At 54.1% G+C, this 13,003-nt stretch carries 13 protein-coding genes; all 13 read left to right on the forward strand.

The genetic code is table 11. From position 1 onward, the window contains the following. Positions 1 to 159: 159 nt before the first annotated feature. The 13 genes from M5G11_RS02030 to M5G11_RS02090 all read left to right on the forward strand — a co-directional run bounded on the left by M5G11_RS02030 (position 160) and on the right by M5G11_RS02090 (position 12,864). Positions 160 to 1,665 (forward strand): phage tail tip lysozyme, encoded by a 1,506-nt coding sequence (locus M5G11_RS02030; protein WP_273911332.1) that lies wholly within the window; start codon positions 160 to 162, stop codon positions 1,663 to 1,665. Beyond that, positions 1,662 to 2,282, forward strand: a complete 621-nt coding sequence (locus M5G11_RS02035; protein WP_273911333.1) for a phage baseplate protein — start codon at positions 1,662 to 1,664, stop codon at positions 2,280 to 2,282. The genes M5G11_RS02030 and M5G11_RS02035 overlap by 4 nt, the downstream gene beginning before the upstream one ends. Then, positions 2,279 to 2,581: a phage baseplate plug family protein gene (locus tag M5G11_RS02040; RefSeq protein ID WP_273911334.1), complete on the forward strand. Its 303-nt coding sequence runs from the start codon at positions 2,279 to 2,281 to the stop codon at positions 2,579 to 2,581. The genes M5G11_RS02035 and M5G11_RS02040 overlap by 4 nt, the downstream gene beginning before the upstream one ends. Next, a complete protein-coding gene (locus M5G11_RS02045) occupies positions 2,574 to 3,524 on the forward strand; it encodes a baseplate hub protein (protein WP_273911335.1) in 951 nt (316 codons plus the stop codon). The genes M5G11_RS02040 and M5G11_RS02045 overlap by 8 nt, the downstream gene beginning before the upstream one ends. Beyond that, a complete protein-coding gene (locus tag M5G11_RS02050) occupies positions 3,521 to 4,195 on the forward strand; it encodes a Gp138 family membrane-puncturing spike protein (protein ID WP_273911336.1) in 675 nt (224 codons plus the stop codon). Before M5G11_RS02045 ends, M5G11_RS02050 begins: the two co-directional genes overlap by 4 nt. After that, entirely contained in the window at positions 4,192 to 4,557 is a 366-nt protein-coding gene (locus M5G11_RS02055; RefSeq protein ID WP_273911337.1) for a contractile injection system sheath initiator, read from the forward strand. Before M5G11_RS02050 ends, M5G11_RS02055 begins: the two co-directional genes overlap by 4 nt. Continuing rightward, on the forward strand, positions 4,557 to 5,816 hold the full coding sequence (locus tag M5G11_RS02060; RefSeq protein ID WP_273911338.1) for a baseplate J/gp47 family protein: 1,260 nt from the start codon (positions 4,557 to 4,559) through the stop codon (positions 5,814 to 5,816). The genes M5G11_RS02055 and M5G11_RS02060 overlap by 1 nt, the downstream gene beginning before the upstream one ends. Continuing rightward, a complete protein-coding gene (locus M5G11_RS02065; RefSeq protein ID WP_273911339.1) occupies positions 5,813 to 6,472 on the forward strand; it encodes a baseplate wedge 1 family protein in 660 nt (219 codons plus the stop codon). The genes M5G11_RS02060 and M5G11_RS02065 overlap by 4 nt, the downstream gene beginning before the upstream one ends. Continuing rightward, positions 6,472 to 7,329: a phage tail protein gene (locus M5G11_RS02070; protein ID WP_273911340.1), complete on the forward strand. Its 858-nt coding sequence runs from the start codon at positions 6,472 to 6,474 to the stop codon at positions 7,327 to 7,329. Before M5G11_RS02065 ends, M5G11_RS02070 begins: the two co-directional genes overlap by 1 nt. A gap of 214 nt (positions 7,330 to 7,543) precedes the next feature. Further along, complete coding sequence (locus M5G11_RS02075) at positions 7,544 to 7,993, forward strand: terminase small subunit (RefSeq protein WP_273911341.1); 450 nt, start codon at positions 7,544 to 7,546, stop codon at positions 7,991 to 7,993. Continuing rightward, complete coding sequence (gene terL / locus M5G11_RS02080) at positions 7,990 to 9,600, forward strand: phage terminase large subunit (protein ID WP_273911342.1); 1,611 nt, start codon at positions 7,990 to 7,992, stop codon at positions 9,598 to 9,600. Before M5G11_RS02075 ends, terL begins: the two co-directional genes overlap by 4 nt. Positions 9,601 to 9,676: 76 nt before the next feature. Continuing rightward, entirely contained in the window at positions 9,677 to 11,689 is a 2,013-nt protein-coding gene (locus M5G11_RS02085) for a hypothetical protein (protein ID WP_273911343.1), read from the forward strand. Between the two features lie 107 nt (positions 11,690 to 11,796). Then, the gene (locus M5G11_RS02090) at positions 11,797 to 12,864 is read left to right on the forward strand and encodes an acyltransferase family protein (RefSeq protein WP_273911344.1); all 1,068 of its coding nucleotides are present in this window, start codon (positions 11,797 to 11,799) and stop codon (positions 12,862 to 12,864) included. Positions 12,865 to 13,003: the final 139 nt, after the last annotated feature.

Consider the following 13,003-nt stretch of genomic DNA (forward strand, 5'->3'; position numbering starts at 1 on the left):
TGGATGGGTTAAGCGTGCAAATCTCGTCATGGACGAAATGATCTATGCCCGTCATCTGGCTGAAGCCAATCGACCTAAATAGCCCTGCACCCGCGGGGCTTTTTGTTTTAAAGGAGCCGAGCCATCAAGGTCTTAGAGAGTTTCCTCATCGCGCTCGGCATGAAGGTCGACGAAAAGTCATTCATGAAAGCCGATGCAGCATTCGGCGGGCTAACAAAGTCAGCTCTACAGCTTGGTACTGTGCTAGCCGGGAAACTGGCGATCGATAAGGTAGTTGGAAACTTCAAGCAGGCAGGCACAGAGCTCGACAATTTCAACAGATTGACCGGGATGAGTACGCAAAACGTTCAGGCTCTTGGGCAAGCTCTTACAGCTCAGGGAGGAAGCGCTTCAGATGCCTTTTCGGCAATGAAGAAAATTCAAGACCTGATGGCATCCCCTATCACAGGCGATACCGGGTGGTTTGGCGATGTGGCCAAGCTCGGGCTTAACCCTGATGTGATCATCGGAGCACAGAATACAGCAGACGCTTTAGCCGGCATTGCTGGCGAGTTCGAGCATATGAGTGCGCTAAATCAGCGCCTCGCTGGCCAAGATTTAGGTCTGGATGACTCCACCATACGATTCCTAATGCGCGGAAGAGAAGAGGTAGAAAAACAACTCGACTCTAGAAGCAAGATTTCGGTCATGACCGGAAAGCAGGTTGAAGACGCGGCGCGCCTTACCAAGGCCAATAGCGAACTTAATCAGGTTTTTGAGGATATGGGCAACACTATCGCCGGAGAGTTGACGCCAGCATTTTCTGAAATGGCTGAAGATTTTGTGGCTTTCTATCGTAATAACAAGGAACTGGTTGATTCGGGCTTAAAGGAGTTCTTCGGCGGCGTGGCCAAGAATATCGAACTGGTAGCCATCGCTATGGCGTTAATGGGCGGTAGCGCTGCAATTAAGGGGCTTCAAGTTCTCAAGGACTTAATGAGGCTTGGTGGAAGGCCCCCAGTTCCCCCGGTACCAACCCCAGGGCCTGCCCCAGGGATCCCTCTTTTATTCCGCGCTGGAGTACCGCTTACCGCAGCGCTCTTCTCTACCAGTCTCAACGAAGGCGAAGACACCGAACTGCTGAACAATCGCCTGAAGAAAGGCGGCGGCGAGGCTATTGGCGCTGTCGTGGACTACTTCACGTCGAAGGGCTGGACCAAAGAGCAGGCCGAAGGGATTGCCGCCAACATCGAGGCCGAGAGCGGATTTAAGGCGAATGCCAAGGGCGACGGCGGCCAAGCTTATGGCCTGGCTCAGTGGCACCCAGACCGACAGGCTGAGTTCGCCAAGCAGTACGGCAAGGACATTCGCAACTCCACTGGCGCCGAGCAGCTTGAGTTCATCAATCACGAACTCACCCGCGGCAACGAGAAGTCGGCGGGCACCAAGCTGCGTGCGGCGACCAGTTCCTACGATGCCGCTTCTATCGTCTCCCGCGAGTATGAGCGGCCTGCAGATGTTGCGGGTGAGGCGTCCAGGCGTGGTGCAAGCGCTGCGGGATATACCGACAACCGCGTTTACCACATCAGCGGCGCCGACACCGAGAAGGTCAAGCAGGTACTCAACGAACAGATGGGTCAGATGACCGAGCAGACCATGCAGGACTTCAAGAGCCCAGAACTATGAGCCTGATGAGCATCTTCACCAAGACGCTGCCGAAGATCGGCCCTCTTGAGTTCGACGCGAAGCTGGAAGGTATTACCAGCAAGGCGATCACCCTGACCCAGTACCCGGTCGAGTTCGGCGCGAACACCAACGATCACGCGATTCTCATGCCGAATCGATACCTGCTCACCGGCGCCGTATCGAATAGCCCTCTTGGGCTCGGCCTGGACGACATCGGCATGATGGGGGCCGGCGCTATTGCTTCGGCAGTCGGCGGTATTGGTGGGGCGGCGATCACAGCTGTGTCTGCATACCTGCTGTCTGGCGGTGATGACACCCGGGCATCAACTGCCTGGGCGTCTCTCACCGCGATCATGGAGGCCCGCGCCAAGTTCGATCTGGACACGGGCAAGGAGATCATGCGCGACATGATGATAATCCGGCTTGATGAGCGTACGCGGCCCGAGAACGAGGATGGCCTGGTGTTTATTGCAGAGCTTCAGCAGGTTCGGATTGTTCGCTCAACGGTTGGTCGCGGCGTCACATCGGCTGATCAGCTCATGAAGAACGACACTGTGTCCACCCAGGGCGCTCCGATGATCTCGGCGGGCGATGCCGCTGTAGAGGTAATGCCATGAGCCGTTACAGCGTTGCCGTCCAAGCACTGCCGGCTCAGACCTTCACTGCGCGCCTCGGAAAAAACACTGTAACCGTCGAGTTGCAATGGATGGCAAGGTTTGAGGTGTTCCGCGTGAACATCCTGACCGCCTTGGGCTCTCCCCTCACGATGGGTCGGTTCCTTCTTCCGAACATTGACCTTCTGGCCGGACTTTACCCTCCGCCATCCGCTTCCTATGGGTCGCTGGTCTTGGAGGGTGACGCGGCAACGCCAATTAACCTGGGTATCGACAACGTGCTGGTGTGGTCAGATGAATGACGAAATCTTTCTTCGCAACTACCGGCTGAAGATCGGGCGCAGCACGGGCTCTCGTGTTTACGAGATGCGGCCCAACGAAACAAGACCAGATCAGGACGGGCTGCGCCTGACCTTCCAGGTCACGCACTTCGCCGGCGGGGCATTCAGCGTTGCTGAAATCACCATCTACAACGTGTCGCGCTACGCGTCCAGGCAGATGCTTGGCGACGGCTCAACTGGTAAATATGAGTTCATTTCCTTGGAGGCTGGGTACGACGGTCTGTTTGGTTCGATATTCGTGGGCCAAATCACCAACGTTCAGATACACCTTGAGGATGGCGGCTCTACTCGTGGGATTCGTTTCTTCTGCAAATCTTCAGCGAAAGAGCGCGATCAAAATCTGATCAACTTAACCCTGGCACCTGAGACGGACCCCGTCCAGATCATTGAGGAATGCGCTTCAGTGTTCGGCGCCGAGATCCAGTTTTATGGGGATTTCTCAGGACTCAAGCGCCGCTCGCGTGGAACGGTCCTCCAGGGCAGCCCAACCTCCTGCATGAATGAGCTCGGCGAGACCTTCCAGTTCGATTGGATGGTTGAGAACGGCGCGATGAAAATCATCAAGCGCGACTTTGCGCTGGACAATCAGGTCTACGTGATCAGTTCCGGAACCGGAATGATCGGCTCGCCAGTGGTCAGCGACACAGAGGTGGGCATCCGCTACACGCTCAACCCCAAGATCAAGCTTGGCGACACCATCAAGCTTGAATCTATGGCGCCTCGCTTCGAGTTCTCCGGGGCTTTCTTCTACGACGTGCCTCGCACCATCGGCGAGGGCTACTACAAGGTCAACTCGTTGGTGTTCGCGGGAGACTCCCACGGCGACCAGTGGGAAAGCCAGATCAGTTGCCTGCGCCTCAGCGCAGCGGCCCAGGCCGGAATTTCAGAAAGGGCAACCCGATGAGTGATCCGCTCTCTTCAAGAACTCAGGCTGAATACAGCAAGATGCTGCGCGGGATATTCGGCGAGTACCTGAAAGACAACATGCGCACCAGCGTTCCTGGCCACGTCCTGAGCTTCGACCCGTCTACGCAGATGGCAGAGGTTCAGATCGGCCTGATGCTGGAAGACCGCCTTGGCTCACAGCAGCCACGCCGCCCAATCATTCATGTCCCGGTTCAGTTCTGGGGCGCCGCCGGCGGTACGCTCGAATGCCGAGTTGCCAGCAATACCGAGGGCGTCCTGTTCTTCTCCCAGGAGTGCATTGACTCCTGGGTCGACCAGGGCGGCGTGGCCGTTAAGTCGGAGCCTCGCAGGTTCTCCATCAACGATGCGTACTTCATCCCAGGGGTCAGATCTATCCCGGGCGCGATCACCGATTTCTCTAACGACGGCATCCGCCTGCGCAGCAATGACGGCTCGGCCTACTTTTGGATTCACGATGATAAGACGCTCGAAATTGACGGCGTCTCGCTCAACGTTAAGTGCGCAACCAACTTTGAGCAGCCTGCCAACTTTGAGCAGGCCGTGACCACCATGACAATCATTACCAATCAGGGCGTCAGCATCGGCCTCGAGCACACTCACGGCGGCGTAATGCCTGGAAGTGGAACATCTGGAGTAGTGACGCCATGACGGTACGAAAACTGGACGCAGACGGCGACCTGGCCCTGGGGCCTCAAGAGTTCCTGACAGGCTATACCGCCGAGGAAGTCGGGCAGAACGTGGTTACCCGCCTCAAGTTCTTTTTCGGCGAGTGGTTCCTTGATACCACCGATGGGACGGACTGGTTCGGCAGCGTATTAGGCAAAGGCTCTGTCCTGGCGTCTCGTGAGTCGGTGATCCGTCGCCGCATCCTGCTAACCCCTGGGTGCGCGGGCATGACGTCATTCAGCCTCACCACGGACATCGATACCCGACAACTCACCGTCACCGCGTCAATCGTCAGCACTTCAGGCGATAACGCAGAAATCAATTATGTTCAGGCGATCGTCTAATGGCTCAAATCACGGACCAAGGAATCACCGGGCGCTCGCTGAACGAGTACCTCGGCGACATTAAAGAAAAGACGCTGGCGATTGACCCTGAATGGAACATTGACCCAGACAGCCCGGACGGCCAGCGGATCGGCATCGAAGCCGAGATGTTCGCCAACCTTGACGAGGCGGTAGTCGCAGCCTATCGCAGCAAGGATCCGGACAGCGCCACCGGTGAAGCTCTGCGCGACATCGGCAAAATCTCAGGTATCCCGATCCGAGAGGCGACCTATTCAGTCGCACCAATCACCGTGACCGGGCAGACAGGAACCCCTATTCCAGCTCAGTCGCAGGTCAGAAGCAGAATTGACAACACCGTTTGGCTAACCACTGCCTCGATAGTCATAGGCGTAGGTCAAACAGCTACCGGCTTCGCAACGTGCACAACCCCGGGCCGGGTTCTCGCGTCTCCGGGCGATCTGACGATCATTGGCACCCCTATCGGCGGGTGGTCGTCCGTTACCAATGGGGAGGCGGCTGCCGGTGTTGCGGCGGAAAGCGACGAAGACTTCCGTATCCGCAGGAATAACGGTGTGTCACGCGCCGGCAGCAACATGCGGGACAACATGGAAGCGAACATCGCTAGCGTCCCTGGTGTTACCGACGTCAAGGTGCTGGAAAACAGCAGCGACTCTCCTTTCGACGTTGACGGCGTCCCTTACACCGGCATTGCAGTGATTGTGAATGGTGGCTCTGACGCTGATATTGGCCTGGCCATGTATCAAAAGCACAATCCCGGCACGCCGATGCTTCCGCGTTACAGTTCGAAGACCGACACCTGGGTAGATCCGCCAGGTGCGAACGGCGTCAAGGTCGACGTGACCTCTCCCGTCACGGGCAACAAGGCGGTCATGACCTTCCAGCGCGCGACAGGCCTGCCAATATTTGTGGCCATCACGATCCAGCGAGAGGGCGACCTCCCTTCAAATATTGAAGATCTCATAAAAAAAGCGGTTATCGCCGATTCGACCCGAAGCCTATTCAGTGGCGAGACCACCACTGGCTTTAACAGGGGCGGGTATGACATCGGCGAGAAGGTCCCACCGGGCCGGATATACACACCAGTCAACAAGGTGCTTGGTCAGTATGGTGACAGTTACATCACTTCCTTGACGATTGGGATTTCCGCGGTAGCTCAAGGCTTAACGCCGATACAGCCGACGATTGCCCAGATAGCCACTTTTGACCCTGACAACATTCAAGTCACGGTGATTCCATGATCATGGACCACGTCGAGCGCGCCAAATCTCGAATCATTAACGAGTATCGCGGCAAGAACAGGATGGTCAGATGGGCGACCATTGCACCAGAGATCTCAAACGACCGCATCGAGCGACCACTTGATCAAATCTATGGGAGCTACGACGTAGACACCGTGTCGGGAGAGATGCTTGACATCATTGGTCGAATCGTTGGGGTTGCTCGCCCAATACTGCGTGACGCCGAGTTCGATGTCTTTGGATATGCAGGGAACGATAGCTACACCAATTACAACATCGCCCCATATATCGGTGATGGCGAAGCCATTGACGCGCCACTTAATAATGATCTTTACCGAAAGCTGATCAAAGCGAAGATTGCAAGAAACATAAGTGATGGAACTGCCGACAGCATCATTCAACTCGTCGAAATAATCATAGGCGTGAAAGTTACCGCGCTTGTCGATAATGGCGATAAGTCATTTGATCTCGGCGTTGCATCTCAGTTGGACAATACGACCCTTTACCTGATTGAGAATTTCGACCTGATACCAAGGCCGCAAGGCACAAGGATTGGCCAAGTGTTTGTGCTCCCTCCCGAAATTGACGAAATAGAATCGTCCTCATCGCATATTTATGAGTACGGAAACTTCACCCTCCCCGGAGATTTAGCCTAATGGCACGACAGCCTTTTAACATCCGATGGGCTCAGGGTGTCGAGTCCGAAGACAATCTGAACAGCTTCAAGGATCCGGGCGACGTTCGCGTGAGCACTGGGTGGGAGGGTGGGCAGGATAAGGATGCGCCGCCGGCAGGTCAGGAAAATTGGTGGCACAACAGAGCAGATTCTGCTTTCCAGGGGATTGAGCGAAACGGCGTTATGGCCTGGCATGCGCAGGCTCAATACGAGGTTGGCGCGCCCACCAGGGCGACAGATGGGAATTACTACGAGAGCCTGGCATTCCCGAATGTCGGCAACAACCCGGTAAGCACGTCCGGATTCTGGCGATTCATTGGCTCGTCGTTCTTCTCAAACTATGACCCGGGCGATATCAAAACTGTCGCGCACAACAACATCCCGAGCCCTGGCTGGCTGAAGTGCAACGGTGCAGCAGTAGAAAAGGCTTCATACCCAAGACTTTTTTCCGCGATTGGAACAACTTGGAACACTGGTGGTGAGACGCCATCACAGTTCAGGCTTCCCGATTTTCGCGGAGAGTTCTTAAGGGGCTTCAATGATGGTCGCGGCACAGATCCTGGCCGGGTGTTCGGGTCGTATCAGCAAGGCACCACGCATGCATATGCAGAAGGCCCAGGAGATAATGGAGCAGTAGGGTCAAGGTGGTCTGACGCCTTGCATTTCTATGACCTTCAAACAAAAGAAGAGTCCGCCTTTTACAATCCTGACGCGTATGCATCGGGACCAATCTATCCCGCTGGAACCACATACCAGATTATCCCCAACTCTGTGATTCTCACTACATTCAAGTCCCGGCCAAGAAACAAGACCGTTAACTACTGGATACGGTATTGAACTATGAAATTGTTCCCAGGGCAAAAGCTCGTCTATCAGACCGATCACGAACAAGTTTTTATCGGAGAGTCAGCTGCAGATCCAGACCCTCAGTCTCCAGGCAACTGGCTTGTGCCTGCGGGCTGCGTAGAGGTTAAGCCCCCGCCAATACCAGTCGGTAAAAAAGCCCAATGGGCCGAATACAAATGGAAAATAATCAGTAAGTAGGTGGTTTATGGAGCGCAAGCGCAAGCGTCACTTCAGCGACAAGATGGAAAAGTTCTGTCTTGCCTACGTCGAGACAGCTAACGCAGCGGAGTCCTATCGAATCGCCTACAACACTGAAAACATGGCTACGGCCACTATCGGCCGAGAAGGCTACAACACCCTACAGAAGTCCCAGGTTCAAGCCAGGCTCGAAGAATTAAGGAAGAAAGTCATGGAGCGTCACGAAATCACCGTGGACACGCTCCTTGCCGAGCTGGAGGAGGCAAGGAAGGCCGCGCTGGATGCCGACACACCTCAGACATCCGCAGCCGTCTCGGCCACCATGGGCAAGGCTAAGCTTTTGGGCTTGGACAAGAAGATCGTGGAGCTCACCGGAAAGAACGGAGCGCCGATTGAAACCAGTTCGACAGTCACGGTTGACCAGAAGGCCTTGAACTCTGTACTGGGCTGCCTATGAGCAAGCTGCTCGACTGGGATGTAATGAGCAGCGCAGAACGACAAGCAGCAAAACTGATCAGCGAGCATTCGCCGCTGTCGTTCATGCGCGTTTTTTTCCAGCTGAACCAGGGCATGAAGATGCTCTGCAACTGGCACCACCGCTACATGGACCATACAGCTTTGAGGGTGCTGTCTGGTGAGCTTAAGAACGTCGTGTTCAACATGCCGCCAGGCGGCACCAAGACCGAATTCTGGTCTATCCATGTGCCTTCATACGCCATGACTAAGTTTGACCGCACGCGAACGCTCAATGTCTCCTACTCCAAGGCTTTGGTTGAGGAAAACTCGAACCGCATCAAATCGATAATCACCAGTGATGAATATCAGGATTTGTGGCCGTGCGACATAGGAAAGGCCGACGTGGCCAACTGGGTCATCACCGACGAGCGCGGACGCAATAAGCACCAGATCTTCAGCCGGTCGACTGGCGGACAGATCACCGGCGTGCGCGGCGGCTACATATCAGAAGGATTCACCGGCTTCATTAACCTGGATGATCCGGAGAAGGCCGACAGCGCTTTCAGCGCGACTATGCGGGCCAAGGCTCAACGTATTGTTACCAACACCCTGCGAAGTCGTAGGGCTTCTCCAGATACGCCTGTCATCTGTACCCAGCAACGCCTACACACAGACGATGTGTCCGGCTTCCTTCTGAAGGGCGGAATGGGTCTGGACTTTGCGCACATCAAGGTTCCGGCCCTAGTCACGCGTGAATACATCTCCAGCCTGCCTGACGAGATACGCGAACACGCCGAGCGAGACGTTTTTGGCGGTCCGTCAATCATCCGTGGCGGCGTGGAATACTGGTCGTACTGGCCAGCCAAGGAAACGGTCGCTGACCTTATGGCGCTGTGGGATCGCGACCCATACACCATGGTCAGCCAGTACCAGCAAGAGCCCGTAGCACTGACTGGCGGAATGATCGATGCGGACTGGTTCAAGACCTACGAGCAGTTGCCGTTTCTGGTGTGGCGCGGCGTATACGTCGATACCGCACAGAAAACCGACGAGCAGCACGACTTCTCAGTGTTCAGCCATTGCGGCCTGGGCGTTGACGGAAACCTCTACATCATCGATGTGCATCGGGGCAAATGGGACGCGGGCGATCTGGAAACAGAAGCCTTGCGCATCTGGCATAAGTGGAAAGACTGGGATCAGTTCCGTCCGGCCGCCCTTCGATACATGCGGGTGGAGGACAAGTCGTCAGGCACCGGCCTGATTCAAACCATCAGCAAGAAAGGATCCATCCCAATTGAGCCTCAGCCGCGCGGGCCAGCGGCAAACAAGGTTACCCGTTGCATGGATGCGGTGCCTTGGATCAAGTCGGGTCGGGTTTTCGTGCCAGCAATTTTCGATGACCAGGGCCGAAAGATAGAGCATGTGAAGGATCATCGTGGCGAAACAATCGCCAGCACCGACTGGGTCGCGCCATTCCTTACGGAAGCATCAGCCTTCACGGCCGACGACAGTCACGACCACGACGACCAGGTAGACACCATGTTCGACGCAGTCGCGGACATGCTCATCAGTAACAGCGGCGACTTCTTCTCCGGCAACTGGCTTTAACCCAACCCCCTAGCACGCCCCAACTTTCGTTGGCCGACCCCGGCTGCGCTCATTAAACACGCCCCAAGGAAACGACATGACTGACCAGACTCAGCGACTTGAGATCGCCACAGTTCGCGCGGAGATCGGTAGCAACATCACCTTTCGATTCAATAATGACGCGATTGATGCGGGCGGCATCCCAACCGAATCAGGCGACATCAAAAACCTGAAGCTGATCATAAAGGAGATCGAGGACAAGGCCAGTGTGTCTACCACGATTTACCCGACAGTTTCGGCGGGGCTTGCTGCTACCCCAGAAGGAGGCATGTTTCTTGTCGCTTCAAGCGAAGAAGATGAGATCTATGTTGTATGGCGCAAGGTGGGCGGCGTAGCGGTTGATACTGGAAAGCGCACCCTTTCATCGCAGGCGGTAGAGACCGCAACAGAGGCCGCCCAGGCAAGCGCTGACGAGTCTGCCGCATCCGCTACTACCGCCCAAGCCGCAGCAACTGCTGCTGTTGCACAATTCCAGTCGCTCACCTCCACGGCTGAAAATGAGGGCGCTGCAATTGTAGGAAATGCCTACAAGGTAATTAACGCGAGTCAGTATGGATGCGCTGACGGCGAGGATGTAGCGCTCAGCCTGCAACTCGCTTCAGACGATGCTGATGCTAGAGGTTGGCCGCTCGCACTTGATTTTAAAAACGGAACCTTGAGCGTGCCTGTCGCCTTGCCTCAGCGAGTTATTGGGTTAGGGTGTGAGTTGGAGGGGGATTTGACTTGGACAGCAAGAAAGTATGCAAGTGGCTCTGAGTTCAAATGCACCAACCTTCTGTTCGATGGATTCTGGAATCCGGACATTAAAGGGATCGAAGTTTCCAACATATTGACCTTCAGAGGCTTCATTCCAGACTTCGGTGGGTTCTACAGCGTATTTCAATCTTTCCGAGCCGGCCAGATTGTTTTGGATGCAAGCAAGCAGGCGATTAACGGCAATACGTTTATCGGTATGAACGGTAACAAGGCGGGCGGCCCGGGCATTCTCATCACCACCTACGGGCAACCCCCGAGCGGCGGCGTCCAAGAGGCACATGGAAACCTTTTTATCGGCGCCGACACCTCGCACTCCACTGGATTGCGCAACGATATTGTGGGTAATAATCAGACCAACTTCATCCTTGGCGGATACTGCGAGTTAGGAGCATTACCTCTTGGTGATTGGCATATTGGCGTTGCCGGTATGCACATCGATGGAAGCTCTCTACCAGTGCTTCAGCATCACAACCACTGCCTCGGGATGACCCACCATAGCCCAGCTACAGCAGGCGACAGTATTTCAGCGTCCCCAGTGAATGCGTGCGTGGGTGGTGATTGGAGTGTTATTGGGGTCAACAATGCACCACCATGCTTCGAGTCCTCATACGCTGCAACACTTAGTGCGAGAGCGGAAACGCCCTATGGGTACACGGCAGTCTGGGGGGGCGCTGCAACTGGCGCGAACCAATATCTGCAGTGCAGGTTTTCGACACCAACCGGGCGATTCAGCGGGACATTCATCCTTGAATGCCCCAACGGCCTATTGCCTTATGCGATTGAGGTTTCAGACGGTATTACTACCAGCAACAGACAGGCCAACGCGGCGGCCAACTTGGGAAATGGATTCTTCTTGTTCAGGGTTTCGGGAGCTGTCCAAAAGAACACTCAGAGCGTTGTCCGATTTTTTGTAACTGCACCGGACGGTATGAATCGTCAAATCAGCTTGGGCGCGGCGTTCGTTACTCCATTGAAGGCGGCATTCATGCCAACCTTTACCGAGCCAGCCTCATGCATAACCTCCTTCTCCGGTGGTCGTGAACACAAAGTCGGCACCGTTACGCAGCCGCTTGTGAATACGGCAGGGGTTCAGTTGGTCACGATCACGTACCCACAGCCGTTCCGGAACTTTTTGGTGGGGAGCCCGACATTCACTTTTCAGCCTGATGCCGGTTACCAGGGGGCATACTTAAGGCATGAGCTTGTGAGTGCCGACCAATTCAGTGCCGTGGTGAGGTTCTACTACTCTACGGCATGGGCCGGCAAAATTCTTTGGACCTCGACCAGTCAGTGACCTAGCTATGGGCGGGGTGCGAAAGCATCCCTTTTCATATGATTAGATAGAAAAAAACCTCAATGAATGGTTAGATACCAATCCATTTTTAATCCAGTAGCTCGGTAATGACTGACAAGCCTCAGATAGATTTTATTCAAGCGCTAAGAGCCATTGCAGCAATGATGGTTTTGATTTGGCATTTTAGGCCGCAGGTTAAAGGAGATCTTGAGGTTTCAGCCCTAACACTTTTTTTCTCTAACGGGTTTTCTGGCGTTGATATTTTTTTTGTTATCAGCGGTTTTATTATGGTTTATTCAACTGGCGGTCGCCCTGGTGGTGCAAGAAGTGCACTAGAGTTTTTGGCTAAGCGGTTTTCTAGAATATGGCCTCTCTATGCTTTCGGTACCGCTCTATATGTTTTATTTCTTATGTATCTTGGCTGGATGACTACAGGGGAATACATAAAAACAGCATTGAGTCTTGTTTTTTACCCCGTGTCTCCTGCTCCAGCTCTAGATGTTGGGTGGACGTTGAATATAGAAATGTATTTCTATCTCGTATTTGCTGTTTGTTTGTTTTTTGATCGTCTCCGATGGCTGGCTGCTGGCGTTTGGATAGCCCTGACAGTGATTACACAGAATCTCATATCTGATTTTTCATCGATTCCTGAAAATCTTGAATTTATTGTTCCTGTTTTAACTCAAGCAATACACCCGTGCATTCCTGAATTCTTCGCTGGGATGTTGATTGCCTGCTTTTTCATGTCTAATTTCAAGGTTGCTAAATCTGTAGGTCTTCCGGTTGCAGGGGTTCTAGTTTCATTTGCTACCTGGCAGTATTTAGGAGGGTTCTATAATAAGCCAGGGATTTACGGGATGGGTTCAGGAGCTATAGCTCTTGTTCTTGGATTCGCAATTGCGGAAAAGTCAGGTTGCGGATGGCGTCCAGGGCCTATTCTTATGTGGATTGGGAAAATATCTTTTTCTATATACATATTGCATACGACTGTGGGGCTTGTAGTGACGAGGGCGCTAAGCGGCACCTTTCTTTCCGGCTATCTTAATGGTGTAGGGTACATTGTATTTCTTACTGTTTTGATTCTGGCGCTATCTGCGCTTACACATGAGTACATTGAAAAACGTCTAAGCTCTATGCTTAGCAGGCGCCTTTCCAGATGTTTGGCTCGGTCTTGATGGCAAGTAGGGTATTCCTCCATGTTATTGACTGATCCCTACAAGATCGCAGTTTTGCGCTTCGATTCGTATCCTGATATTTACAACTGAAATTTCTTAAGGCCCGCCAATTGAGCGGGCTTTTTTGTGCCTGGAGAAA

This window comes from Pseudomonas fontis, assembly GCF_028656955.1.
Classification (GTDB): Bacteria; Pseudomonadota; Gammaproteobacteria; order Pseudomonadales; family Pseudomonadaceae; genus Aquipseudomonas; species Aquipseudomonas fontis.

What these genes read in the sequence shown, in the direction of transcription:
- M5G11_RS02030 (WP_273911332.1), top strand. Translation starts at nt 160, where the DNA reads ATGAAGGTCGACGAAAAGTCATTCATGAAAGCCGATGCAGCATTCGGC.
- M5G11_RS02035 (WP_273911333.1), top strand. Translation starts at nt 1,662, where the DNA reads ATGAGCCTGATGAGCATCTTCACCAAGACGCTGCCGAAGATCGGCCCT.
- M5G11_RS02040 (WP_273911334.1), top strand. Translation starts at nt 2,279, where the DNA reads ATGAGCCGTTACAGCGTTGCCGTCCAAGCACTGCCGGCTCAGACCTTC.
- M5G11_RS02045 (WP_273911335.1), top strand. Translation starts at nt 2,574, where the DNA reads ATGAATGACGAAATCTTTCTTCGCAACTACCGGCTGAAGATCGGGCGC.
- M5G11_RS02050 (WP_273911336.1), top strand. Translation starts at nt 3,521, where the DNA reads ATGAGTGATCCGCTCTCTTCAAGAACTCAGGCTGAATACAGCAAGATG.
- M5G11_RS02055 (WP_273911337.1), top strand. Translation starts at nt 4,192, where the DNA reads ATGACGGTACGAAAACTGGACGCAGACGGCGACCTGGCCCTGGGGCCT.
- M5G11_RS02060 (WP_273911338.1), top strand. Translation starts at nt 4,557, where the DNA reads ATGGCTCAAATCACGGACCAAGGAATCACCGGGCGCTCGCTGAACGAG.
- M5G11_RS02065 (WP_273911339.1), top strand. Translation starts at nt 5,813, where the DNA reads ATGATCATGGACCACGTCGAGCGCGCCAAATCTCGAATCATTAACGAG.
- M5G11_RS02070 (WP_273911340.1), top strand. Translation starts at nt 6,472, where the DNA reads ATGGCACGACAGCCTTTTAACATCCGATGGGCTCAGGGTGTCGAGTCC.
- M5G11_RS02075 (WP_273911341.1), top strand. Translation starts at nt 7,544, where the DNA reads ATGGAGCGCAAGCGCAAGCGTCACTTCAGCGACAAGATGGAAAAGTTC.
- terL (WP_273911342.1), top strand. Translation starts at nt 7,990, where the DNA reads ATGAGCAAGCTGCTCGACTGGGATGTAATGAGCAGCGCAGAACGACAA.
- M5G11_RS02085 (WP_273911343.1), top strand. Translation starts at nt 9,677, where the DNA reads ATGACTGACCAGACTCAGCGACTTGAGATCGCCACAGTTCGCGCGGAG.
- M5G11_RS02090 (WP_273911344.1), top strand. Translation starts at nt 11,797, where the DNA reads ATGACTGACAAGCCTCAGATAGATTTTATTCAAGCGCTAAGAGCCATT.